Source organism: Neisseria oralis (genome assembly GCF_045062685.1).
Lineage (GTDB): Bacteria > Pseudomonadota > Gammaproteobacteria > Burkholderiales > Neisseriaceae > Neisseria > Neisseria oralis.
In genome coordinates this window covers 126345-149563 of the sequence record NZ_JBJGEB010000007.1, presented here as the reverse complement: position 1 = coordinate 149563, position 23219 = coordinate 126345, and the positions used below count along the sequence as shown (strand labels likewise).

Sequence of the window (23219 nt, the reverse complement as noted above, 5' to 3'; positions counted from 1 at the left end):
CAACCCCGACATCCCCCGCCCCGCGCGACTGGCTGCTGCTTATCGGCGGTAGCACCTACAAATTCACGCTGACCGGTTTTTATCTGGTCGCGCTGGTCGCTATTTTGAAAAACCACGGTTACAGCCTGAACCAACTGAGCTGGATACATCTAATCGGCGGTATCGAAGCGGCGAAGGTGTTGTTTGCCGCGCTGATGGAGCGGCGGCCGGCGGGGCGGTTCGGGCGGTTTCGCGGCTGGCTGCTGGCGGCGACGCTGGGGCTTTCGGCAGTGTTCGGGCTGATGGCCTGTACCGACATCACGCAGAACTTCCCGCTGCTTCTGGCCTGCTGCGTTTTGCTCTCGGTCATGTCGGCGGTATACGGCTGCGCGATGCTGGGTTTGTCGTGCATCGTTCTGCCGCACCGCGAACGCGGTTTCGGCGGCGTGATTCAGACGATGGCGGCGCGCGGCGGCAAGATGATAGGCGGCGCGCTGGTATTGTGGCTGTATCAGGAACACGGGCAGACGGCGGCGGCGGGCTTTATGCTGGCGTTCACCCTGCTGATGTTGCTGCAACTCTTGTGCTACCGCGAGCCAGAAAGCCCGACGGCGCAAGGCGGTTTGACGGCGTTGGCGGCACGGCTGGTCTCCTTTTGGCAGCAGCCTGAAACGGGCTGGCGGTGGCTGGTTTTGCTGTTTACCGTTGCCGCACCGTATGCGTTTGCGGCGGCGACTTTTGTGCCCAAGCTGGCGGATTTGGGCTTCACTCCGAAGCAGACGGGCGGGATTCTGGCGGTGGGCATTCCTGTTGCCTGCCTGATCGTTACGCCGCTGTCGGGCTGGTTTTCGCGCAATTATCCGCGCCGTAAACTCGTGTTCCTGCTCTACGCGCTGCAACTGCCGCTTTTAGCGTCCATGACCGCCATCGACGCGCTCGCCCGCGTCCACCCTTGGCTGCCTCCCGCGCAAATCATCGCCCTGAGCCTGAGCTACACGCTGCTGCTGCCGGTGATACTGGCGTTGGTGATGGACAAATCCGACCGCGCCACCGCCGCACTCGACAGCAGCCTGCAATTTTCCGTGGTTCTGCTCGGCAGTTACGCGGCCGGTTTCGCCGCCCTGCGGCTGGCAAAGGCGGTCGGCTATGCCGATGCGTACTGGGCGGCGGTGGGCCTAGCCGTATTGGCGGGCGGGCTGCTGTATGCGTGCCGAAGCTTGTTTGATGCGGGTGAGCCATAGGCAAAGGCCGTCTGAAAATGTTTCAGACGGCCTTTTGAATCCATATTAAAATACGGCGAAACCAAACCAACCACTCCACCATGTCCAAAAAAATCCTCATCATCACCCCGAGCTGGATTGGCGACTGCGTCATGACCCAGCCGCTTTACCGCCGCCTGCACGAACTCCATCCCGGCTGCACCATAGACGCATTCGCGCCCAAATGGTCGATGGCAGTGTTCGAGCGTATGCCCGAAATCAGCCGCGTTATTGAAAACCCATTCGGACACGGCGCGTTGGAACTGAAAAAACGCTGGCGCATCGGGCGCGAACTGGGCAAACAGGGTTACGACCAAGTTATCGTACTGCCCGGCTCGCTCAAATCCGCCCTCATCGCCTTCGCCACCGGCATCAAGCAGCGCACCGGCTACGTCGGCGAATCGCGCTATCTGCTGCTCAACGACATCCGCAAACTCGACAAAGCCGCCCTGCCCCTGATGGTCGACCGCTACACCGCCCTCGCCCATCCGACGCAGGCGGACTTCAACGGACATTCCGATAACCCGCGTTTCACCATTTCCCCCGAAAGCCGCGCCGCCGCGCTTGCCAAATACGGCTTGGCCACGGACAAACCCGTTCTCGCCTTCTGTCCGGGCGCGGAATACGGCCCCGCCAAACGCTGGCCCGCGCGCCATTTCGCCGAACTCGGCCGCCGCTATCTGGCGGAAGGCTGGCAGATTTGGCTGTTCGGCTCGCAAAAAGATTTCGACATCGCCGAAGAAATCAACCGACTTTCAGACGACCTCTGCACCAACCTTTGCGGCAAAACCAACCTTTCCGAAGCGATTGACCTGCTCTCCTGCGCCGACACCGTCGTCTGCAACGACAGCGGCCTGATGCACCTCGCCGCCGCCCTAGACCGCAAACTCGTCGCCGCCTACGGCTCGTCCAGCCCCGACCATACCCCACCCTTGAGCCCAAAAGCCAAAATCGTCAGCCTGCACCTCGAATGCTCGCCCTGCTTCAAACGCAAATGCCCGTTAGGACACACCGACTGCCTGAACAAACTCACGCCGGACATGGTTCAAAAAGCGGCGGAGGAATTGGCGCAAACGGAATCCTAATAAACATCAACCGACAATCCTGTAATCAGCAGTAAGACCATACGACAAAAGGTCGTCTGAAACCTGCCTTCCAAAACAGATTAAAATGGCAATACCCACGCCGTCATTCCCGCGCAGGCGGGAATGACGGCATAGAGGCTTCTTATTTTCCTTCACCCTATCTTTTCAGACAGAAGTAGCGTGGGCTTTGCTCGCGAAATCTACCGATTCCCGATACGGTGTTTATCCACCATCGTTATTCCCACTTTCAAATTTTCAGACGACCTTGCCACCATTGACCTCGAAACCCCATACTGCCGCGAAACAAACCGCAAGTTAACCGCCTCCTCCCTGTTTTGTATTGAATTCCCGTTCAGACGACCTTATCATCAACCCATTCCCATTTTTCCCGCAGAAATACCATGCAAAACATCCAAGACTACGTCCGCCGCACCGCGTCCGCCGCCAAGCAGGCTTCCTATGTTGTCGCCGCCGCCGAGACCGCGCAAAAAAACGCCGCACTCCTGCGCACCGCCGAACTCATCAAACACCATCAAACCGCCATCCTCGCCGCCAACGCCCAAGACATGGAACAGGCCGCGCAGAAAGGTTTGAACGACGCCCTGCTCGACCGCCTGCGGCTGAGCGAAAAAACCATAGACACCATGTGCGAAGGTTTGCGCCAGATTGCCGCCCTGCCTGACCCCGTCGGTGAAATGGACGAATTCCGCACCCGCGAAAACGGCCTGCAAATCGGCAAAATGCGCGTACCGCTGGGCGTTGTCGGTATCATTTATGAATCCCGCCCCAACGTAACCGTCGATGCTGCCGCCCTCTGCCTCAAGTCCGGTAACGCCTGCGTCCTGCGCGGCGGCAGCGAAGCCTTCAACAGCAATATGGCGCTTTCCAAACTGATTACGCAGGCGTTAGTTGAAAACGGTCTGCCCGCAGCAGCCGTCAGCCTGATTGAAAACACCGACCGCGAAAGCGTCGGCGCCATGCTGCAAAGCCCAGAGTTTATCGACGTCGTCATCCCGCGCGGCGGCAAGTCGCTGGTTTCCCGCATCGCCGCCGAAGCCCGCGTGCCCGTCATCAAACACCTCGACGGCATCTGCCACGTCTATATCGACCGTGCCGCCGACGCCGACAAAGCCGTCAACATCGCCTTCAACGCCAAAACCTCGCGCTACGGCACCTGCAACACCATGGAAACCCTGCTCGTCCACCAAAGCCGCGCCGCCGAAATCCTGCCCGTATTGGCGGAGAAATACGCCGCCCGCAACGTCGAGCTGCGCGGCTGCACGCGTACCCTTTCCATCCTGCCCCACATTCAGACGGCCTCCGAAGAAGACTGGGACACCGAATACCTCGCCCCCATCCTCTCCGTCAAAATCGTCGACAGCCTCGAAGAAGCCGTCTCCCACATCAACACCCACGGCAGCCACCACACCGACAGCATCGTAACCGAATCCTACACCGATGCCCGCACCTTCCTGCGTACGGTCGACAGCGCCAGCGTCATGGTCAATGCCTCCACCCGCTTCGCCGACGGCTTCGAGTACGGCCTCGGTGCGGAAATCGGCATTTCCACCGACAAAATCCACGTCCGCGGCCCCGTCGGTCTGCACGGGCTGACTTCGCAGAAATGGATTGTGTTGGGCGACGGGCAGGTACGGAAGTAAAACGGCTTAGGCAGCCCGAAACCAAAGGCCGTCTGAAACGCCGCATTTCAGACGGCCTGCCGATATATAACGAAATCATCTTTTTTTAAAACCAAGCATTCTTTCCCATTTTCAGACGGCCTGTTTAAAGTAACGTCCAGTTTGAGAAATAAGGAAAGAACCATGACCGCAACCACCGCCCCGCTTTTGCGCTTCATCACCGCCGGCAGCGTCGACGACGGCAAATCCACCCTCATCGGCCGCCTGCTCTACGACAGCAAAACCCTGTTGACCGACCAGCTCGACAAACTCAACCGCGCCGCCGAAAACGGCGAAACGCCCGACTTCGCCAGCCTCACCGACGGCCTTGCCGCCGAGCGCGAACAAGGCATCACCATCGACGTCGCCTACCGCTATTTCGCCACGCCCAAGCGCAAATTCATCATCGCCGACACGCCCGGACACGAACAATACACCCGCAACATGGTAACGGGCGCATCGACCGCCGACGCCGCCATCGTCCTGATAGACGCAACGCGTGTCGATTTTTCCGGCAGCGAACCCGTCCTCCTGCCGCAGACCAAACGCCACAGCGCGATTCTGAAACTCTTGGGCTGCCCCAACATCATCGTCGCCGTCAACAAACTCGACCTGCTCGACTTCGACGAAACCAAATATCAAGCCATCACTGACGCCTACCGCAAGCTGGCAGAACAAATCGGCCTCCAAGCCCAAATCCACTTCCTGCCCATCAGCGCGTTAAAAGGCGACAACATCGTCAACGCCAGCAGCCAAACCCCGTGGTATCAAGGTTTGCCGCTGTTACCCCTGCTCGAAAGCCTGCCCGTTAACCGTCAAAACGCCGCCGACCAGGCCGCCCTTTTCCCAGTGCAGCGCGTCGCACGGCAAGACGGCAGCAGCAGCGACGACTTCCGCGGCTATCAAGGCAGGCTGGAAGCAGGCCGTCTGAAAACCGGCGACGAAATCAAAATCCTGCCTGGCGGACATACCGCCAAAATCGCCGAAATCTACAATCCAAACGGCAAAACCGAATCCGCCGAAGCAGGCGAAGTGCTGACCGTTACGCTAGACACCGACCTCGACATCTCGCGCGGCAACAGCATCGCCGCCGCCGACAGCCCCGTCGCGCCCGAACAGCAGTTCCAAGCCGCGCTGTGCTGGTTCGACGACATTCCGCTCAACCTGCGCCGCAAATACCTGCTGAAACACACCACCCAAACCACCCCCGTCAAAATCAGCGCGATTTCCTACGTTTGGGACGTGAACACCCTCAGCCGCGTCGAATCCGCCGACACGCTCAAACTCAACGACATCGGCAGCGTCAGCCTCAAAACCCAGCAGCCGATTGCCGCCGCGCCCTACGAAGAAAACCATGCCCTCGGCGCGTTCATCCTGATAGACGAAGCCACCAACCACACCGTCGCCGCAGGCATGATACGCGGCGGCGGCCAATCCGACAGTTTCGAAATCTGAGTGCGGCATCCCGACCGCAGGCCGTCTGAAGAGTGTTTTCAGACGGCCTGTTACGCTATAATCCCCCGGTAACTTTGCAAACCGAAAGCCGTACATGAACAAAATCCTTCTGACTGCCGCCGTCTTACTGCTGGGCGCCTGCGGGTTCCACCCCAAAGGCATGGGCGGCATCTCCCATCCGCTTCCCTACCAGGCATGGCACATCGCCAACGGACAGACCATGCAGCAGGCGTTGTACAAAGCCCTGCGTTACGCCGACGGCAATCCGGTCGGCGCGGACAAAGCGCAGGCCGTGCTGACCGTCAGCCGCATCGATACCCGCAAAGACATCTACACCATCACCCGTGCCGCCGAAATCAACGAATACCTGCTGATTCTGCGCGTCGAAGCACAGGCGTCGGTCAACGGCGAACCGCTGGGCGAACCGATAACCGTCGTCGTCAACCGCAAAATGGATTACGCCAACAGCGACGTATTGGGTAAGGCCGAAGAAGAACAGACCATCTGGTCGGAAATGCGTACCGATGCCGCCGAACAAATCGTGCGCCGCCTTACCTTCCTGAAAGCCCCGCAATAAATGGCCTCGGCAGACATCGAACAGCTCAGTCCCGACTCGCCGCTCAAACCGCTTTATGTGATTCACGGCGAGGAAGACCTGCTGCGGATAGAAGCGCTCGACACCCTGCGCGCCGCCGCCAAACGGCAGGGCTACCTCAACCGCGAAGTCTATACCGCAGACAATGCGTTCGATTGGAACGAACTGCTGCAATCGGCGGGCAGCGCCGGACTGTTTGCCGACCTGAAACTGCTGGAAATCCATATTCCCGGCGGCAAACCCGGTAAAAACGGCGGCGAAGCCCTGCAATCGCTGGCCGAACACCTGCCCGAAGACACCGTAACCGTCGTCATGCTGCCCAAGCTGGAAAAAGCCCAGACGCAGGCCAAATGGTTCGGCGCACTGGCGGCCAAAGGCATCATGCTCGAAGCCAAAGCCGTCGGCACCGCCGCCCTGCCGCAATGGATAAGGGGCCGTCTGAAAAAACTCGGCCTCGGCATCGAAAGCGACGCGCTGACCCTGTTTGCCGAGCGCGTAGAAGGCAACCTGCTGGCCGCCAAACAAGAAATCGACAAACTCGCCCTGCTCCACCCGCAGGGCCATACCGTCAATATGGCCGACGCCGAAGCGGCCGTGGCCAACGTCGCCCGCTTCGACGTTTTCCAGCTTGCGGGCGCGTGGATGAAGGGCGACGGCCTGCGCGTGGCGCGCCTGCTCGAAGGTTTGGAGGAAAGCGGCGAAGAACCGGTCCTGCTGCTGTGGGCGGTGGCCGAAGACATCCGCACCCTCATCCGCCTGACCGCCGCGCTCAAGCAAGGGCAAAACGTCCAATCCCTGCGCAACAGCCTGAGGCTGTGGGGCGACAAGCAGACTCTGGCGCCGATGGCTGCCGGACGCATCCGCACCGGCCGCCTGCTCGCCGCCCTGCAAACCTGCGCCAAAATCGACCGCATCATCAAAGGCGCGGAAGACGGCAATGCATGGTCGGAATTCAAACGGCTGGTTGTCGGCCTGGCGGCGTAAAGGCAGGCCGATACGGTTCCACCGCCGGACGAAAATACTGTAAAATGCCGTTAAACAGGCGCCATCCGCCGCCTACTCCGCACACAGGCCGTCTGAAAACGGAAATCCTTTTTCAGACGGCCCGAAACTTATTCCAAGGAAACGCAACCACATGGATACAAAAGCAAAAATCCGCTTAGGCGGTTTAATCCTGCTGGCAACCGCCGTATTGAGCCTGATACTGGTGCTGATTGTCGATTCATGGCCCATCGCCATCCTTTCCGCCATCGTCATTATGGCCGCGGCGGCAGGCGGCTTCGTCTGGACGTCGCGCCGCCAGCAGCGCCAGTTTATCGAGCGCCTCAAAAAATTCGACATCGACCCCGAAAAGGGCCGCGTCAACGAGGCCAACCTGCGCCGCATGTACCACAGCGGCGGACAGGCGCAGAAAGATGCCGTTACCCTAATCTGCCTGTCGCAGAAATGCTCGGTGGACGAAGCGCACGCCATGTTTAAAAAACGCCCCACCCGTCAGGAAATCAACCAGATGGCGATGCAGCAGTCTAAAGGCCGCAAACGCCCGCACCGCTGACCAACCCGTACCGGAGGCCGTCTGAAAAAAACCGTTTTCCCGTTTTCAGACGGCCTCCGCCCCAAAACAACAAGGTAAACCGATGCCAACACTGCAAGACAAAATCATCATGGTAACCGGCGCGTCGCAAGGCTTGGGCGAACAAGTGGCCAAAGCCTACGCCGGCGCCGGCGCCACCGTAATTCTGGTGGCGCGCCATCAGAAAAAACTGGAAAAGGTATACGACGCCATCGCAGCGTCGGGCGGCCCCGAACCTTTCGCCATCTGCTTCGACCTGATGAGCGCGGAAGAAAACGAGTTCGCACAGTTCGCCGCCGCCGTCGACGAAGCCACCGGCGGCAGGCTCGACGGCATCGTGCACTGCGCCAGCTATTTCTATTCCCTCTCCCCGCTGGATTTCCAGACCGTCGCCGAATGGGTCAACCAATACCGCATCAACACCGTCGCGCCGATGGGCCTGACCCGCGCGTTCGCCCCGATGCTCAAAGCCTCGCCCGACGCTTCGGTTATCTTCGTGAGCGAAAGCCACAGCGAAACGCCCCAAGCCTATTGGGGCGGTTTCGGCGCCTCTAAAGCCGCGCTGAACTATCTGTGCAAAGTCGCCGCCGACGAATGGGAACGCTTCCCCAACCTGCGCGCCAACGTCCTCATTCCCGGCCCGATTAACTCGCCGCAGCGGATTAAGTCCCACCCGGGCGAATCGCGCACCGAACGCAAAAATTATCACGACATCCTGCCGCAATTTGTCTGGTGGGCAAGCGAAGAAAGCAAAGGCCGCACGGGGGAAATCGTTTATTTGTAGCCCGTCTGCCGCTCCCGCCCGCACAGGCAACGGAACTAGATATAACGAGGCCGTCTGAAAAACAATTTTCAGACGGCCTTTCTCTATCGAAACCGCAATCAGTTCTTCATCGACTGCACCGGCGCGGGAATCCTGCCGCCGCGGTTGACGAACACTTCGCACGAACCTTCTTTGACCGGCATCACGGGCGCGTAGCCCAGCAGGCCGCCGAACTCGACGCTGTCGCCGACGGTTTTGCCCGTTACCGGAATGATGCGCACTGCGGTGGTTTTGCTGTTGATCATGCCGATGGCGGCTTCGTCGGCGATGATGCCGGAAATCGTGTGCGCCGGCGTATCGCCGGGAACGGCAATCATGTCCAGCCCGACCGAGCAGACGGCGGTCATCGCTTCGAGTTTGTCCAGCGTCAGCACGCCTGCTTCGGCGGCGGCAATCATGCCTTCGTCTTCGGAAACGGGAATAAATGCACCGCTCAAACCGCCGACCGCGCTGGAAGCCATCATGCCGCCTTTTTTCACGGCATCGTTCAGCAATGCCAAGGCAGCCGTCGTGCCGTGCGTACCGCAGACACTCAAGCCCATTTCTTCAAGGATGCGCGCCACCGAGTCGCCGACGGCGGGGGTCGGCGCCAGCGACAAATCGAGAATGCCGAACGGGATGCCCAGTATTTTCGAGGCTTCGCGGCTGATGAGTTCGCCCACGCGGGTGATTTTGAAGGCGGTTTTCTTCACGACTTCGGCGACTTCGGTCAGGCTGACCGCGTCCGAATTTTCCAGCGCGGCTTTGACCACGCCCGGCCCCGATACGCCGACGTTGATGACGGCGTCCGCCTCTCCCGAACCGTGAAACGCGCCCGCCATAAACGGATTGTCTTCCACCGCGTTGCAGAACACGACAATTTTGGCGCAGCCGAAACCTTCGGGCGTGATTTCCGCCGTGCGCTTGATGGTTTCGCCCGCCAGTCTGACCGCATCCATATTGATGCCGGCGCGCGTGCTGCCGATATTGATGGAGCTGCACACGATGTCGGTAGTCTTCATCGCTTCGGGAATGGAGCGGATTAACACCTCGTCTGAAGGCGACATGCCTTTTTGCACCAGCGCGGAAAAGCCGCCGATAAAAGACACGCCGATGGCTTTGGCTGCCTTGTCCAAAGTCTGCGCCACGCTGACGTAAGAATCGGCTTTGGTCGCCGCCGCGATTTGGGCAATCGGCGTGACGGAAATGCGCTGATTCACAATCGGCACGCCGTATTTGGCAGACAAGTGTTTCGCCGTAGCGACCAAATCTTTGCCGACAGTGGTGATTTTGTTGTAAATGTTTTGGTTCAACACATCGATGTCGGTGCTGATACAGTCGTGCAAATCAATGCCTATGGTAATGGTGCGGACGTCGAAATGCTGGTCGGCAACCATTTTGACGGTTTCTAAAATTTCGCCGGATTGGATACTCATTACATTCCTCCGACTCAAATGCGGTGCATGGCTTGGAAGATTTCTTCATTCTGCATGCGGATATCGAGCGCGAGTTTTTTGCTCTCTTCCGCAAACAAATCCAGCATTTCCTGCCGCGATTTGGGGCATTTTGAGGTATCCACCAAGATAATCATGGTGAAGAAATCGTCCATTAGCTGCTGGCTGATATTGAGGATGTTGATTTGGTTTTCTGCGAGAATGCCGGAAACGTCGTACACGATACCGACGCGGTCTTTGCCGATGACGGTGATGACTGAGTTGTTCATAAGTCAGGGTCCTTGTAGGGGTCGTCTGAAAAATCTGGTTCGGGGAATTATAGCACCGCTTTAAAATAAGATGGCTTGGATTGTTGACAATTTTGATTATTGCCCGAACCTGATATTCCGTCTGCCGTCATTCTCGCGCAGGCGGGAATCCAGATTTATCCGTGCGGAAACCGTCAAAGAAAAAAGTTTCCTAAATTTTATGTTCTGGATTCCCGCCTGCGCGGGAATGACGGCCGCTCTTAAAATATTTGGATTTTCAAAAAGCCCTATGAAGAAGGTCGTCTGAAAACCATGTAACGAAACCGTTAACTTTGTTTTCAGACGACCTTCAGTTCAAACCGCCGCCTAAATCACTCCGAATAGGTAAATTTCGCGCGTTTGACGTTGCAAAGGATTTCATACGGAATCATACCGGCAGCTTCGGCGACTTCGTTGATGTTGACAACGTCGCCCCACAATTCGACTTCTGCGCCCAAACCTTCTTGGGAAGCATCGAGTTCGACGGTAATCATGTCCATAGACACCCTGCCAATGATGCGGCTGCGTTTGCCTTCGACGGCAACGGGTGAATTGGTCGAGGCTCGGCGCGGATAACCGTCGGCGTAGCCGCAGGCAATCAAGCCGACTCGGGTGGATTTGCTGGTGTAAAACGTCGCGCCGTAGCCGACGGGGGAATGAGGTTGCAGGACGCGTTCGCCGAATACGCGGGAAGTCAGGCGCATGACGGGTTTCAGGCGTTCGTCCACGCCGCCGAACGGAGAAATGCCGTAAAGCGCCAGTCCGGCACGACCCCAGTCGCGGCGCGCTTCGGGCACGTTCAGGATGGCGGCGGAGTTGGCGAGGCTTTCTTCGCCTTCCAAACCTTCACACGCCAAATCAAAGGCTTCGAGCTGCATTTCGGTCATGCCGTTGTCGGGTTCGTCGGCGCAGGCGAAGTGGCTGAATTTGACGATGCCGTCGACGTGTTTGCATTGTTTCAGGGCGGTGTAGGCGGAAGTGTAATTGTGCGGGAAGAAGCCGGCACGGTGCATACCGGAATCCATTTTGAGCCAGACTTTGACGGGGTTATGCCAGTTATGGGCGATTAAGGCTTCGAGTTGCCACTGGCTGCCGACGCCCGGCCACAAATTGTATTTATCGACGGTGGCGTATTCCGACGCTTCAAACACGCCTTCGAGCAATACGATGGGATTGGTAATGCCGTTCTCGCGCAATTCGACGGCTTCGTCCACGGTGGCGACGGCAAATCCGTCGGCAAGGTCGGACAATGCGGAGGCGCACCGTACCGCGCCGTGTCCGTAAGCGTCCGCTTTGATGACGGCGAGCATTTTGCCGCCGTGAATCTGTTTCAGGGTTTGATAATTGTGGCGCAGATTGTCCAAGCGGATTCGGGCATTGAGCGGGCGCATGGTGATTCCTTTTTCGATAAACGCAAAGCCGCGTTTCAGACGGCCTTTAATAATATTTAACGGCGAAGATTATAGGCTGATTCAAATGTTTTTTGAATACTGGGCCGCCAAGCCGTTAAAAGTTTAACAACAAAGTGCAGGAACACCTCTCTTGCGCAGAGTGATGCCGGTTTTGGTATGATGGCTGTCCGACAATCACACGCCACGGATCCATCTATGAAAGACTTGGACAAAATCGACTTGAAAATCCTCAAGCTGCTGCAACAAAACGCGCGGATTCCCATGACCGAACTGGCGGAAAAAGTCGGCCTGTCCACCACGCCGGTTACCGAACGGGTCAAGCGGCTGGAGCGCGACAACATCATCAGCGGCTATCACGCCCGCCTGAATCCGCACGCCGTCGGGCAAAGCCTGCTGGTTTTCGTCGAAATCAAACTACGCTCGAAATCGGGCAATATCTTTGGAGATTTCCGCCGCGAAGTAACGCGTATTCCGCAAATTCTGGAATGCCATCTCGTCTCGGGCGAATACGATTATCTGATTAAAGTCCGCCTGCCCGATATGTCGGCCTACCGCGACATGCTCGGCAACATCCTGCTGCAACTTCCCGCTGCTGCCGAAAGCCGCAGTTATGTGGTGATGGAAGAAGTAAAAGAAGGACTGATGCTGGATTTGGACTGAACCGCCGCAGTTTCAAGGCCGTCTGAAACAATATAACAATTCAGACGGCCTTTCATTTCAATTTAGATAAAAAAATGCACACAATCCATAGGAATGTGTGCCAAGTCTACAAAGGAGAAATAGAGGAGAAACTATTAACTGACTACTCGAACCAGCTAACGGGACGAATTATGCACCAAGCGAAACCAGTGTGCAACTTATTTTCTTATAAAATTTCTTATCAATGGTATTTACATGATTTATTGTAGCAAAACTTCAACAACACAAATCCGTTTTCCCAAAACGGCAAAAAAAACGCGCACATCCAAACGGATATGCGCCAAGTCTACAAAGGAGAAATAGAGGAGAAAAATCAAGCTGCACTTAAGCAACTCAACGGGCGACATTTTGCCCCTAATCCGTTACCACGTCAACATCCCCGCATAGAAACGGCAGCGTAATCCCCAAAAAACAACAATCAAAACGGCACGGCCGGTTTTATTGCAATTTTTGCCGCAGACTTTCGACGGCCTCTTCCCGCTCCCTGCGGCTCACTTCGGGCCGGCGCGTATTGAGCGAAGACCATTTCCACTGTCGGCGCGCTTTATTCAGTTCAGACGGCATCGCAGAGGGCTGCCACGGCGTCCGGCCGTTTTTCTGCAACCGCACGGGCGTTTGCGCCGCATGGCCGCGTTTTTGCAATGCATCGAGCAAGTCCATTGCGCGGGCGGCCAGAAGGGTGATGGTTTCCGCATCGATACGCAATACCTGCCGGCCGCTGATTTTGTCGGAAATATCCTGCACGTTCGGTAGTACGCCGCCAATGATGCCGCCAATGGCCGCTCCCAAACCGAGCGAGCCGCCGAGCGTAACCATGTCTACCCCCATGCCGATAAGCGCGCCGGTCGCCGCCCCTGTGCCCGTGCGTATGCCGTACTGCACCAGCAAATCACGGTCGAACGGGTCTTGGCGGAAGGCTTTGAGCGCCCATTCAGCCGTATCCACTCCGCTTTGGTAAAAACGGTAAACCTGAAGCAGCCGCTGCTGCAACTGCCTTTCAAGCTGGCGCACTTCGGCCTGCATGGTTTGCAGTATGCCGTCGGAAGCGCCGTCTGCTTCGGTTTCCTGCCGGTACGCCGCCACGTCCAGCAGGAAACCGGCGATTTCCCGTTTTGCCTCACCGTCCAACTGGTGCCATTCGCGGCGGCGCATGGCGATCAGACGGTCAAGTACGGTACGCTCCGGCAACATGGTTGCCAAATTGTCCCACAATCGGATTTCACCTTCAAAATCAAAGGCAACCGTATCAAAACCGCTGTAAACGTGCAGATTGCGCCGTGCCAGCATGGTCGTCCAAGCCGACAAATCCTGCCCGCCGACAAAATTGAACACCGGCATGACGGGTTTGGCGCACCACGACAACACCGTCAGTTCGTCTTTATATTTGTTCAACACCGGTTCGCGCGCATCCACGACATACAGCGCCATATCGCTTTGCAGTAGTTGGCGCAATACCTTCGCTTCCTGATTGAAATCCTCAGCCGCCTCCGGACTGTCGAGGAACAGTTGCAGCCGTTCGATGCCGTCCGAGCGGGATGGGGTATGCGATTCAAGCCAGTCGAGCAGGCCGCCCGCATCTTCCAGCCCGGGCGTGTCGTACAGGTACACCAGCGTATCGGGGCCGTCTGAAACGGCCGAACGCTCCACATGCCGCGTGGTGGACGGCGCGTCCGCCACTTCGCCGAACGCGCCGTCGCGCAACAGTGTGCGCAGAAGCGAGGTTTTGCCTGTATTGGTGTGGCCGACGACGGCCAAGGATAACGGATTGTTTTGCATTATGATTCCAACAAGCAATGGGTTTTCAGACGGCCTTTTGTTCCGCCATACGCCGCTCTTGGCTGATACGCGGCGGGTCAAGCCAGGCCAAGCCGCGTTCGGCCAGCGCGGCGTGCCATTGAGTCAAATAGTTTTTGAGGCCGTCTGAAACGTTGTTTTCCAGTAGGAGCTGTACCACCGCCCCACCCTGAGCGGCCTCGGCAAGGCGGACGATTTGGCGCAGGACGCCGCGGTCGGGTACGGTATGGGCGCGTACGCCGATAAGGAGTTGCGCGGGCTGACGCTGCAATTCGGCAATCAGCGCGGCAACGGCGTCGTGGCTGTCGGCCGTGCCTTTGTCCAGCCATTCCTGACCGAGCGTGTGGACATGCCAGGCTGCGTCGTGCCATTCGGTTTCGAGCATCACTGCCCATTTCGGCGCACCGCTGATGCTGATTTTCGGGGAAACGGTATGGACGGATTCGCTGCGGTTGTCAGCGTCGACGATTTCGGTCTGCCACCGGCGGATGATTTTCTGGTAATAGGGTTTGTCCAACGGCAGCCGTTCCGAATTGCGGGCAAGCAGGATTTTGCACGCAAGCCATGCGCCAAGGCGCGGCAGGATGCCGTAGCAAACGATGCTGCCGACCAGCAAACCCGACCACGCGCGGGCGTCGGCGGTGCTGCTGTTCAGACGACCTTTGAGTACGGCCTCGGCATCGGGAGCGGGAAAACCGAATTTGGCGGGCAGCCACGACAAAATATCGATGACCTTGACCGATGCGGCGTTGGTCAGCAACGTGCTTTCCCAGTTAAACGTGTATTGGCGGACAAGCAACAGCAGCAATACGGAAACCAACATTCCGAGCAATGTAGAAAGCCAGATGCTGTGCGACGCTGCGCCGATGCGCCAGCGGACGGAAGGCTTGCGCCATGCGTCGGCATAGAGCCGCAATACGGCTTGGTTGACAGGGTCTTTGCCGCGCAGCCATGTGGCGGGACTGGAGGCGAAGCGGCCGACATTCAACCGCAAACAAACCGACGCCAGCCACACCAGCAGCATCACGGTATTCATGCCCAATACACTGGCAAGAATGAAAAAGAAATTCAGCCCTTGGCTGTCCATCAATATAAAGGTGGCGGAAAAACCGCTGCCGAACACGGCCGTTGCCGCCGCAACCCATAGCCAGAACGTACCGGCCCGCGTCCGTTCGAGCGTATCGCGCAAGAGGCCGTCGCGGTCGGCCATTTTGGCACGGCGAATAATTTTCTGCTCGTAACTGCCGCCGACGCTGCGCAATGATTCGGTTATCTGCGCGGGATCGGCGGCGAAAATATAGCCTCCCTCGTCAAGGATACGCACGAGTTCGGCAAGTTGGCGTTGCAGGTTCAACATTCTGATTATGGAGGCCGTCTGAAAATAAGGCGATTTTAGCATATCCGCCTTTCGGTTTTCAGACGGCCTGAAACTGCCGCCGATTTGTCGCTTCCTTCTAATTGCAGTATGCTGATGATATACTATTAATATAATAAGGTAGGAAAATCATGAAACGTATCAACATTTTCTTTTTCGGGCTGGGCATCTGTTTGTCGGGAGCGGCATTCGCAGCGAATAATCCGGATGACGGCACATGGGCCGACCGCCGACACGACGAAGTCCACAACAGAATCAACCGCTGGGCGCATAAAATGGACGGCTGGTTCGGCACGCCCGACCCCGACAAACCCGCCAGCGCCAACCTGCGCATCATGCTGGATACCGAATGGAACAAATACGACGAGTTCTCGGTGAAACCGCGCGTCCGCGGGAAAGTGAAGCTGCCCGTATTGCAAAGGAAACTGAACGTCGTATTCGGCGACGATTCGCTTGATGACGATTTGCAGCAGGAAGCGACCGCCTACCGCAGCACGCCCGACGGCAAAAATAAAACATTCGACACGACGAAAACCCGCGACAGTAACTCATCTTTGGCCCTGCGCTGGTCGGACATCACGCAGAAACACGGCATCGAAACCGACTTCGACCTCGGTGTCCGTTCCGGCGACGATATTTACGCCCGCGCCAAAGCCGCCAAAAGCTGGCAGCTTGACGACCGCCTTTACACACGGCTGGAGCAGATTTACCGCTACGGCTTAGACAGCAAACACCATGTCCGCACCAACTGGGAAACCCGTTACCTGCCGGAAGGCAACGCCTTCATCGCCGACCAGCTCTACCTGCAATACGAGCATGACAACAAGGAAGACTGGACTTGGGGCAACAGTCTCTACCGCAAACACGACTTGAGCAAACACCGCTATTTCAACTACGGCGTATACACGGGCGGCAAAATCGAAAACAAGAAAGCCAAGCTCAACAGCTACGGCCCGTTTACCGGCTACCGCCAACCGGTTTGGCGCGACTGGCTGTTTGCCCAGACCGAGCTGAACTATTACAACGACCGCGAAAAAGACCGCAGCCACCATATCGGCGCACTATTGCGGCTTGAGGCGTTGTTCTGAACAATCAGTCTTTTAAATAAAAAAGGCCGTCTGAAAACGATATTTCCGTTTTTCAGACGGCCTTTAGAGTTTCTCTTACTACAGACGGGTCATATATGCGGAATTGGAAATTAAAATGGTAACGCGTTACTTCGCTTTGCGTATCATGTACCGTCTGCAGCCTCGCCGCTTACCTTCCTTTAATTCCCAATCCGCCATCCGGCAGACGTTTATTGCTGTTTGCCGCCGAAACCGATACTTTGCTTTTTCTCTTCAAAATAAGCCGAACCGGCAACCTCTTCCGCCCGCGGACCGAATAAGGTCAGATTGTAACGGCCTTTACCCAGTTCCGAAGACGAAGCGGTACTGTCGATACCGTTGCTCTTATCCGGACGGGGACGCAGAGGGCCTTTTTCTAAACTGATGTCTCCCAAACCTTTCAGGCCGGTAATCGTACCGCTACCTGATTTTTCATGGTAGTCGACGGTGTAATCCAGCTTACCGTTCTGATTGTCGGCAGAAGCAAACGCCTTGCCCGAATAACGGATTTTGCCGGACGACGGAACACCGCCGTCACGGGTAAATTCACCCTGTATGCTGTTGATATCCAACATCTGCCGAATATCGCGCGCACTGCCGTCTGCATTCTTGGCATAAGTCGGCTGCGTTCCGGCCACTACCGAATAGTTCTGTTTGTACAACAGCAACTGCCCGCCGTCGATTTTTCCCTCGGCATCTTTACGCTCGTAACTCAAGCCGGTGATTTTGTCCTGTTTTTTATAGCTGATGTCAAACCTGTCGCCGTGTTTGTAAGTTTTGACCTTATCCGCCCCTTTTTTCTCTTCGTCGGTAATCGTGATGGTTGATTTCTCGTCATGCAGCAAACTGTTTGTATCGGTGGACTCGATAGCAAGCTGTTTATAATTCCCGTTTGGTTTCGGTGCAAGCGGATCGGTAACCGCATTTGACAAACCGCTGCTGCCTCCTCCGCAACCGGCCAGGGTCAGAGCCGCGACAATCACATAGAAAAAATGACGCTTATTGGTATTCATAACATTATCCTTTCAAGTAAAGTACAACTACTCAAACATACGGTTATATTATAACGTCTATTTATGACATTTATAGCCACCCACTATTATTTTAGACATCTTGTCTAATCAACAATTTGATAATTAATAGAAAATAATCCCTTTTTAAGCCTGCAAATCTGTTGCAAAACAGGGAAAACCTCTGATTTATCAACAAACAATAGTAATAGTTTTTTAGCATACAATCATCAGCCCCATGACCAATAAAAAAGGCCGTCTGAAAACATGTTTCAGACGGCCTTTAAACTCAGCGTTTTCAGTGCGGCTTATTTGCTACGGCTGCAAACGATTTTCACACCTTGCCACGCGATACATACGGCGCCGCCGATGAATACCAAGTCGGCCGCAGTACGTACCCAGCGCAACGTATCGAGGATTTCCATTTGCAGGAACTGTTCGCTACGCGCATACCACAAACCTTCTGTAATCGCAGCATAAGCCTGAATCGCACCTACCGGCAACAAGCTGATGGCAATCATGCCCACTAAACCGCCGTTGAGCAACCAGAACGCCCAAGTCATCAGTTTGTCGTCAAACTCAACGTCAGGTTTCAGATAACGGGCAACCAGCAATACGAAGCCCAGCGCCAAGAAGCCGTACACACCAAAAAGAGCAGCGTGCGCGTGTACTGCGGTAGTGTTCAGACCTTGGATGTAGAACAGGGAAATCGGCGGGTTAATCAGGAAACCGAATACGCCGGCACCAATCATGTTCCAGAATGCTACGGCCACGAAACACATCAGCGGCCAACGCAGACGTTTCGCCCACGGAGACAGATGTTGGTAAGACCAGTGTTCATATGCTTCACGACCCAGCAATACCAGCGGCACGACTTCCAAAGCGGAGAAACATGCACCAATCGCCATAGAGGCAGAAGTAGAACCCGAGAAATACAGGTGGTGCAGCGTACCCGGAATACCGCCGAGCATAAAGATAGCGGCTGCGGCCAACGTAGAGGCAGTCGCAGTGCTGCGGCGGACGAAGCCCATGTTGTAGAAGATGAATGCAAAGGCTGCGGTGGCGAATACTTCGAAGAAGCCTTCCACCCACAGGTGAACCACCCACCAGCGCCAGTATTCCATCACGGCAATCGGAGATTTTTCACCATAGAACAAACCCGGCGCATAGAACACGCCCACACCGACCATGGAGGCAACGAAAATCGCCAACAGGTTTTTGTCGGTACCTTTTTCTTTAAAGGCAGTAACGGTACAGCGCAACATCAGGAACAGCCACAGCAACAGGCCGACCATCAGCAACAGTTGCCAGAAACGGCCCAAATCAAGGTATTCGTAACCCTGATGACCGAACCAGAAGTTCAGTTCGGGCGGAATAATGTGGGTCAGGGCGATGAAGTTGCCTGCATAAGACCCGATAACCACGATAAACAGGGCGATATACAGGAAATTCACACCGGCACGCTGGAATTTGGGGTCTTTACCGCCGTTCACAATCGGTGCCAAGAACAAACCTGCCGTCAGGAAACCGGTCGCAATCCAGAAAATCGCCGACTGGATATGCCATGTACGGGTCAGGGCATACGGGAACCATTCGGAAATTTCAAAACCCAGTGCGGCATCAATACCATAGAAACCTTGGCCTTCAACGGTATAGTGTGCAGTCAGCCCGCCCAACAATGCCTGTGCCACAAACAGCACTACTGTCAGGAAAACATATTTGCCCAAGGCTTTTTGCGAAGGAGTCAACTGAACTTTGGAAATCGGGTCTTCGGTCGGAACCTGCACTTCCTCATGCTTGGTCAGGAACGAATAACCCCACATCAGCAAACCGATACCCATCAGCAACAACACCACACTTGTGAAAGACCACATGTAGTTTTCAGTGGTGGGTACGTTTTTAATCAGAGGTTCGTGCGGCCAGTTGTTAGTGTAAGTAAAGTTTTCGTCAGGACGGTTGGTCGATGCGGACCAAGAAGTCCAGAAGAAGAAGTTAAACAGTTTCTGACGCGCTTCCACACTCGGCAATGTATTGTTTTTCATTGCAAAGTGTTCGCGTGTGGATTGGAACTTGGGATCGTCGCCATACACACCCATGTAATAAGGCGTAATCTCTTCAATCGCCTTCACGCGCGTATCGCTCAAAACAACCGACCCGTCGGCCTGAATGCGGCTTTGGTTGCGGTATTCTTCGGCAGCGCGGGTTTTCAGCACGGCTTTCTGCTCTTCGGTCAGCTCATCAAACTTTTTACCGTAGTCTTTCTGAGCGGTAAGATCCAACCAAGCGACCAATTCGCGGTGCAGCCAGTCGGCCGTCCAGTCGGGTGCCTGATACGCACCGTGTCCCAAAACCGAACCTACTTCCATACCGCCAGTGGTCTGCCATGCAGACTGGCCGGCAAGAATATCGTCTTTGGTCATCAACACCTGACCGGAAGACGAAACGATTTTTTCGGGATAAGGTGGTGCCTTTTTATAAACCTCGCTGCCCATGTAGCCGAGTATGGTAAAACATACAGCCAGCACGGCAAACAGCAAGAACCAGAGCTTCTTGTACTGTCCCATTTTTTGGACTCCTTCTTTTGGTATTAACGTGGTTTATTTAATTCATACAATATGAATGTTAAAGATTGTAGCATGATTTGTTGGACTAAGAAATAAATATATGCTTAAGAAAATGTGTAAATTACTGTGACAATAGAGAAAATTTCTCATTTAACAAAACTAGACGTATATTTCTTACAAACAATCAAGCCAAAAATATATAAAATCCGTAAAGATAATTTCTTGGAACTACATTTTCCTAGTTATTAAGTATTATTTTGGTTAAATAAGGTTCATATTCGATGATTTAATTGACCTAAGTCAAGATATATAGAATAAAGCGGCTACATAATTGCCCAAAACTACATTTCACTTCACATTTCTCCATAACAAGGAAAAAACTATGAAACGCCAAACCTTAGCTGCAATCATTGCTTCAGTATTTGCCTTGGCCGCCTGCGGACAGCAGGCCGCCGAGAAACCGGCTGAAGGCTCCGCAGCTTCTACTGAAGCAGTTGCATCCGCTGCCGACACTCAGGCTTCCGCTGAAACTCCGTCCGGCGAATTGCCTGTTATCGATGCCGTAATGACCCATGCTCCCGAAGCACCTCCTCCAGTTAACCGCGACTATCCGGCCAAAGTAATTGTAAAAATGGAGACCATCGAAAAAGTCATGACCATGGCTGACGGCGTCGAATATAAATATTGGACATTCGGCGGCGACGTCCCGGGTCAAATGATTCGTGTGCGTGAAGGCGATACCGTAGAAGTGCACTTCTCCAACCATCCTACCTCGACAGTTCCGCATAACGTTGACTTCCACGCAGCAACGGGTACCGGCGGTGGCGCGGAAGCTTCCTTTACCGCACCGGGCCATACCTCAACATTCAGTTTCAAAACATTACAACCGGGTCTGTATATCTACCACTGCGCCGTCGCACCTGCGGGTATGCACATTGCCAACGGTATGTATGGGCTGATTTTGGTCGAACCTAAAGGCGGCCTGCCTAAAGTGGATAAAGAATTTTATGTTGTACAAGGCGACTTCTACACTAAAGGCAAATACAACGATAAAGGCCTGCAAGACTTCGATATGGACAAAGCCATCAAAGAGCAGCCTGAATACGTCGTATTTAACGGTCATGTAGGTTCGATTGCCGGTGACAATGCCCTGAAAGCCAAGGCTGGAGAAAAAATACGTATCTTCGTAGGTAACGGTGGCCCCAACTTGGTATCTTCGTTCCACGTTATCGGCGAAATCTTCGACACCGTACATGTCGAAGGCGGTGATTTGATTAACAAAAACATCCAGACTACCATCGTACCTGCCGGCGGTGCAGCCATCGTGGACTTCAAAGTCGACATCCCGGGAAGCTATACTTTAGTCGACCACTCAATCTTCCGTGCCTTTAACAAAGGTGCGTTGGGTCAACTGAAAGTTGAAGGCGAAGAAAACCCTGCCATCATGACCAAAAAATTGAGTGATACCGCTTATCAGCCGACCGACAGCGCGGCAGCTGCTTCTGCTCCTGCCTCAGCTCCGACAGCATCGGCAGCCCCCGCCGCTTCGTCTGAAGCCGGCAATGCTTCCAAATAAGCAGGTATAATCGGATGAAGCCACTGCCGTCTTGGCGAATACGAAGACGGCAGTGGCTTTGAACACATTAAAAATGTATTATTCCGTTATATTTCCCGTTTTGTACCAACCACTTTAATCTAAGATCTAACAATCTAAGCGATAATCCACCAAAATACCCATCAGCCGGATTTATTTTTCAGACGGCCTCCCCATATTCCTTATACGGGCATACAGGCCGTCTGAAAAATAAATCTGCCCCATCAATCCAAACAGAAGAGCGATCATGATGAAAACGGTTAAATCCCTTATCCTCGCCGGACTCTTGATCTGCGGCAGCGCCGTTGCAGCCAATATGGCCAAAATAGAAGGCGGCAGCTACCGTCCACTGTATCTGAAAAAAGACACACCGATGATTTCGGTGAAACCCTATCAAATCGACAAATATCCCGTTACCAATGCGGAATTTTCCGAATTTGTGCAATCCCACCCGCAATGGCAACGCGGCAAAGTCAGCTCGAAACAAGCCGAGCCTGCCTATCTGAAACACTGGGTAAAAAACGGCAGCAACAGCTACGCACCCAAGCCTAGCGAAATGAAGCATCCCGTAACCAACGTATCATGGTTCGCCGCCAATGCTTACTGCTCCGCACAAGGCAAACGGCTGCCAACTATAGACGAATGGGAGTTTGCCGCACAAGCCTCTGCCACCCAAAAAAACGGAACGGGTGAACCGAATTACAACCGTACCATCCTTGACTGGTATGCCGACGGCGGACGGAAAGGTTTGCAGAACGTAGGCAAAAACAAACCTAACTATTGGGGTGTCTACGACATGCACGGACTGATTTGGGAATGGACGGAAGACTTCAACAGCAGCCAACTGACTTCCAGCAACGCCGACAGCCAGATGTTTTGCAGCGGTGCCTCCATCGGTTCCAGCGACCCCAGCAACTATGCGGCGTTCCTGCGTTACGGTATCCGTACCAGCCTGCAATCCAAGTATGTATTGCACAACTTAGGTTTCCGTTGTGCAGCCAAGTAACAATTTTACCGGTGTTTATACATCACCAAAGCAGCTTAGGCGGTGCAAAGGCACCGCCGCTTTTTTAGCCGTAAAACGTGCATAAGCGTACAAACTATGGCATAATCCGCACATCTTTCAATATAAAGATATATAAGGAGCCCGCGCAGGTTACGGCTTGGCAGGCTTGTCCGAATCCATGCGATTCTTTTTTATTTTTTGGAGTTTTCCATCATGGCATTGTCCGTAGAACAAAAAGCACAAATTGTTAAAGATTTCCAGCGCAAAGAAGGTGATACCGGTTCATCCGAGGTGCAGATTGCATTGCTGACTTTCCGCATCAACGACCTGACCCCGCACTTCAAAGCCAACCCCAAAGACCACCACAGCCGCCGTGGCCTGCTGAAAATGGTCAGCCAACGCCGCCGCTTGCTGGCTTACCTGCGCCGTACCCAACCTGATACATATCGCGCGTTAATTACCCGTTTGGGCCTGCGCAAATAATTTATACT

20 protein-coding genes are annotated in these 23219 nt (G+C 54.9%); 13 read left to right on the top strand and 7 right to left on the bottom strand.

What is annotated here, in order from left to right; all coding sequences use genetic code 11:
- From ACI43T_RS08330 to ACI43T_RS08295, 8 genes are all read left to right on the top strand, one after another.
- The coding region (locus ACI43T_RS08330; protein ID WP_405386459.1) for an MFS transporter at nucleotides 1–1220 on the top strand (1220 nt) is incomplete at its 5' end.
- Between the two features lie 80 nt (nucleotides 1221–1300).
- Nucleotides 1301–2323: a lipopolysaccharide heptosyltransferase II gene (waaF, locus tag ACI43T_RS08325; protein WP_405386457.1), complete on the top strand. Its 1023-nt coding sequence runs from the start codon at nucleotides 1301–1303 to the stop codon at nucleotides 2321–2323.
- 401 nt (nucleotides 2324–2724) lie between these two features.
- Nucleotides 2725–3984 carry a glutamate-5-semialdehyde dehydrogenase gene (locus ACI43T_RS08320; protein ID WP_405386455.1) on the top strand — a complete coding sequence of 420 codons (1260 nt, stop codon included), beginning with the start codon at nucleotides 2725–2727 and terminating at the stop codon, nucleotides 3982–3984.
- Nucleotides 3985–4146: 162 nt separating this feature from the next.
- Nucleotides 4147–5457, top strand: coding sequence for a sulfate adenylyltransferase subunit 1 (locus ACI43T_RS08315; protein ID WP_405386453.1), 1311 nt, complete (start codon nucleotides 4147–4149; stop codon nucleotides 5455–5457).
- Nucleotides 5458–5551: 94 nt separating this feature from the next.
- Nucleotides 5552–6034, top strand: a complete 483-nt coding sequence (locus ACI43T_RS08310; RefSeq protein ID WP_405386450.1) for an LPS-assembly lipoprotein LptE — start codon at nucleotides 5552–5554, stop codon at nucleotides 6032–6034.
- Nucleotides 6035–7036 carry a DNA polymerase III subunit delta gene (holA, locus tag ACI43T_RS08305; RefSeq protein WP_405386448.1) on the top strand — a complete coding sequence of 334 codons (1002 nt, stop codon included), beginning with the start codon at nucleotides 6035–6037 and terminating at the stop codon, nucleotides 7034–7036.
- 151 nt (nucleotides 7037–7187) lie between these two features.
- Nucleotides 7188–7607: a hypothetical protein gene (locus ACI43T_RS08300; RefSeq protein ID WP_009174018.1), complete on the top strand. Its 420-nt coding sequence runs from the start codon at nucleotides 7188–7190 to the stop codon at nucleotides 7605–7607.
- Nucleotides 7608–7689: 82 nt separating this feature from the next.
- Nucleotides 7690–8409, top strand: coding sequence for an SDR family oxidoreductase (locus tag ACI43T_RS08295; protein WP_405386446.1), 720 nt, complete (start codon nucleotides 7690–7692; stop codon nucleotides 8407–8409).
- 98 nt (nucleotides 8410–8507) lie between these two features.
- Here ACI43T_RS08295 and ACI43T_RS08290 read toward each other — a convergent pair whose 3' ends face one another.
- The 3 genes from ACI43T_RS08290 to alr all read right to left on the bottom strand — a co-directional run bounded on the left by ACI43T_RS08290 (nucleotide 8508) and on the right by alr (nucleotide 11559).
- Complete coding sequence (locus ACI43T_RS08290; protein ID WP_405386444.1) at nucleotides 8508–9863, bottom strand: PFL family protein; 1356 nt, start codon at nucleotides 9861–9863, stop codon at nucleotides 8508–8510.
- Nucleotides 9864–9877: 14 nt separating this feature from the next.
- Nucleotides 9878–10150, bottom strand: a complete 273-nt coding sequence (locus ACI43T_RS08285) for an ACT domain-containing protein (RefSeq protein ID WP_019270481.1) — start codon at nucleotides 10148–10150, stop codon at nucleotides 9878–9880.
- 350 nt (nucleotides 10151–10500) lie between these two features.
- Entirely contained in the window at nucleotides 10501–11559 is a 1059-nt protein-coding gene (alr, locus tag ACI43T_RS08280) for an alanine racemase (RefSeq protein WP_308026958.1), read from the bottom strand.
- Between the two features lie 216 nt (nucleotides 11560–11775).
- Between alr and ACI43T_RS08275 the strand changes: the two genes are divergently transcribed.
- Nucleotides 11776–12240 carry a winged helix-turn-helix transcriptional regulator gene (locus ACI43T_RS08275; RefSeq protein ID WP_405386441.1) on the top strand — a complete coding sequence of 155 codons (465 nt, stop codon included), beginning with the start codon at nucleotides 11776–11778 and terminating at the stop codon, nucleotides 12238–12240.
- Nucleotides 12241–12717: 477 nt separating this feature from the next.
- Here ACI43T_RS08275 and ACI43T_RS08270 read toward each other — a convergent pair whose 3' ends face one another.
- Both ACI43T_RS08270 and ACI43T_RS08265 read right to left on the bottom strand, forming a co-directional pair.
- A complete protein-coding gene (locus tag ACI43T_RS08270; RefSeq protein ID WP_405386439.1) occupies nucleotides 12718–14055 on the bottom strand; it encodes a GTPase/DUF3482 domain-containing protein in 1338 nt (445 codons plus the stop codon).
- Between the two features lie 25 nt (nucleotides 14056–14080).
- On the bottom strand, nucleotides 14081–15430 hold the full coding sequence (locus tag ACI43T_RS08265) for a DUF2868 domain-containing protein (RefSeq protein ID WP_405386437.1): 1350 nt from the start codon (nucleotides 15428–15430) through the stop codon (nucleotides 14081–14083).
- Nucleotides 15431–15579: 149 nt separating this feature from the next.
- Here ACI43T_RS08265 and ACI43T_RS08260 point away from each other — a divergent pair, with 149 nt between their 5' ends.
- Nucleotides 15580–16536: a hypothetical protein gene (locus tag ACI43T_RS08260; protein ID WP_405386435.1), complete on the top strand. Its 957-nt coding sequence runs from the start codon at nucleotides 15580–15582 to the stop codon at nucleotides 16534–16536.
- Nucleotides 16537–16745: 209 nt separating this feature from the next.
- Here ACI43T_RS08260 and ACI43T_RS08255 read toward each other — a convergent pair whose 3' ends face one another.
- On the bottom strand, nucleotides 16746–17567 hold the full coding sequence (locus tag ACI43T_RS08255; RefSeq protein WP_009174027.1) for a factor H binding protein domain-containing protein: 822 nt from the start codon (nucleotides 17565–17567) through the stop codon (nucleotides 16746–16748).
- A gap of 305 nt (nucleotides 17568–17872) precedes the next feature.
- Complete coding sequence (locus tag ACI43T_RS08250) at nucleotides 17873–20128, bottom strand: nitric-oxide reductase large subunit (RefSeq protein ID WP_009174028.1); 2256 nt, start codon at nucleotides 20126–20128, stop codon at nucleotides 17873–17875.
- A 382-nt stretch (nucleotides 20129–20510) separates the two neighbouring features.
- Here ACI43T_RS08250 and nirK point away from each other — a divergent pair, with 382 nt between their 5' ends.
- From nirK to rpsO, 3 genes are all read left to right on the top strand, one after another.
- Nucleotides 20511–21704, top strand: a complete 1194-nt coding sequence (gene nirK, locus ACI43T_RS08245; RefSeq protein WP_405386433.1) for a copper-containing nitrite reductase — start codon at nucleotides 20511–20513, stop codon at nucleotides 21702–21704.
- Nucleotides 21705–21972: 268 nt separating this feature from the next.
- Nucleotides 21973–22728 carry a formylglycine-generating enzyme family protein gene (locus ACI43T_RS08240; protein WP_293277740.1) on the top strand — a complete coding sequence of 252 codons (756 nt, stop codon included), beginning with the start codon at nucleotides 21973–21975 and terminating at the stop codon, nucleotides 22726–22728.
- Nucleotides 22729–22941: 213 nt separating this feature from the next.
- Nucleotides 22942–23211 (top strand): 30S ribosomal protein S15, encoded by a 270-nt coding sequence (gene rpsO / locus ACI43T_RS08235; protein WP_009174031.1) that lies wholly within the window; start codon nucleotides 22942–22944, stop codon nucleotides 23209–23211.
- The last annotated feature ends 8 nt before the right edge of the window (nucleotides 23212–23219 follow it).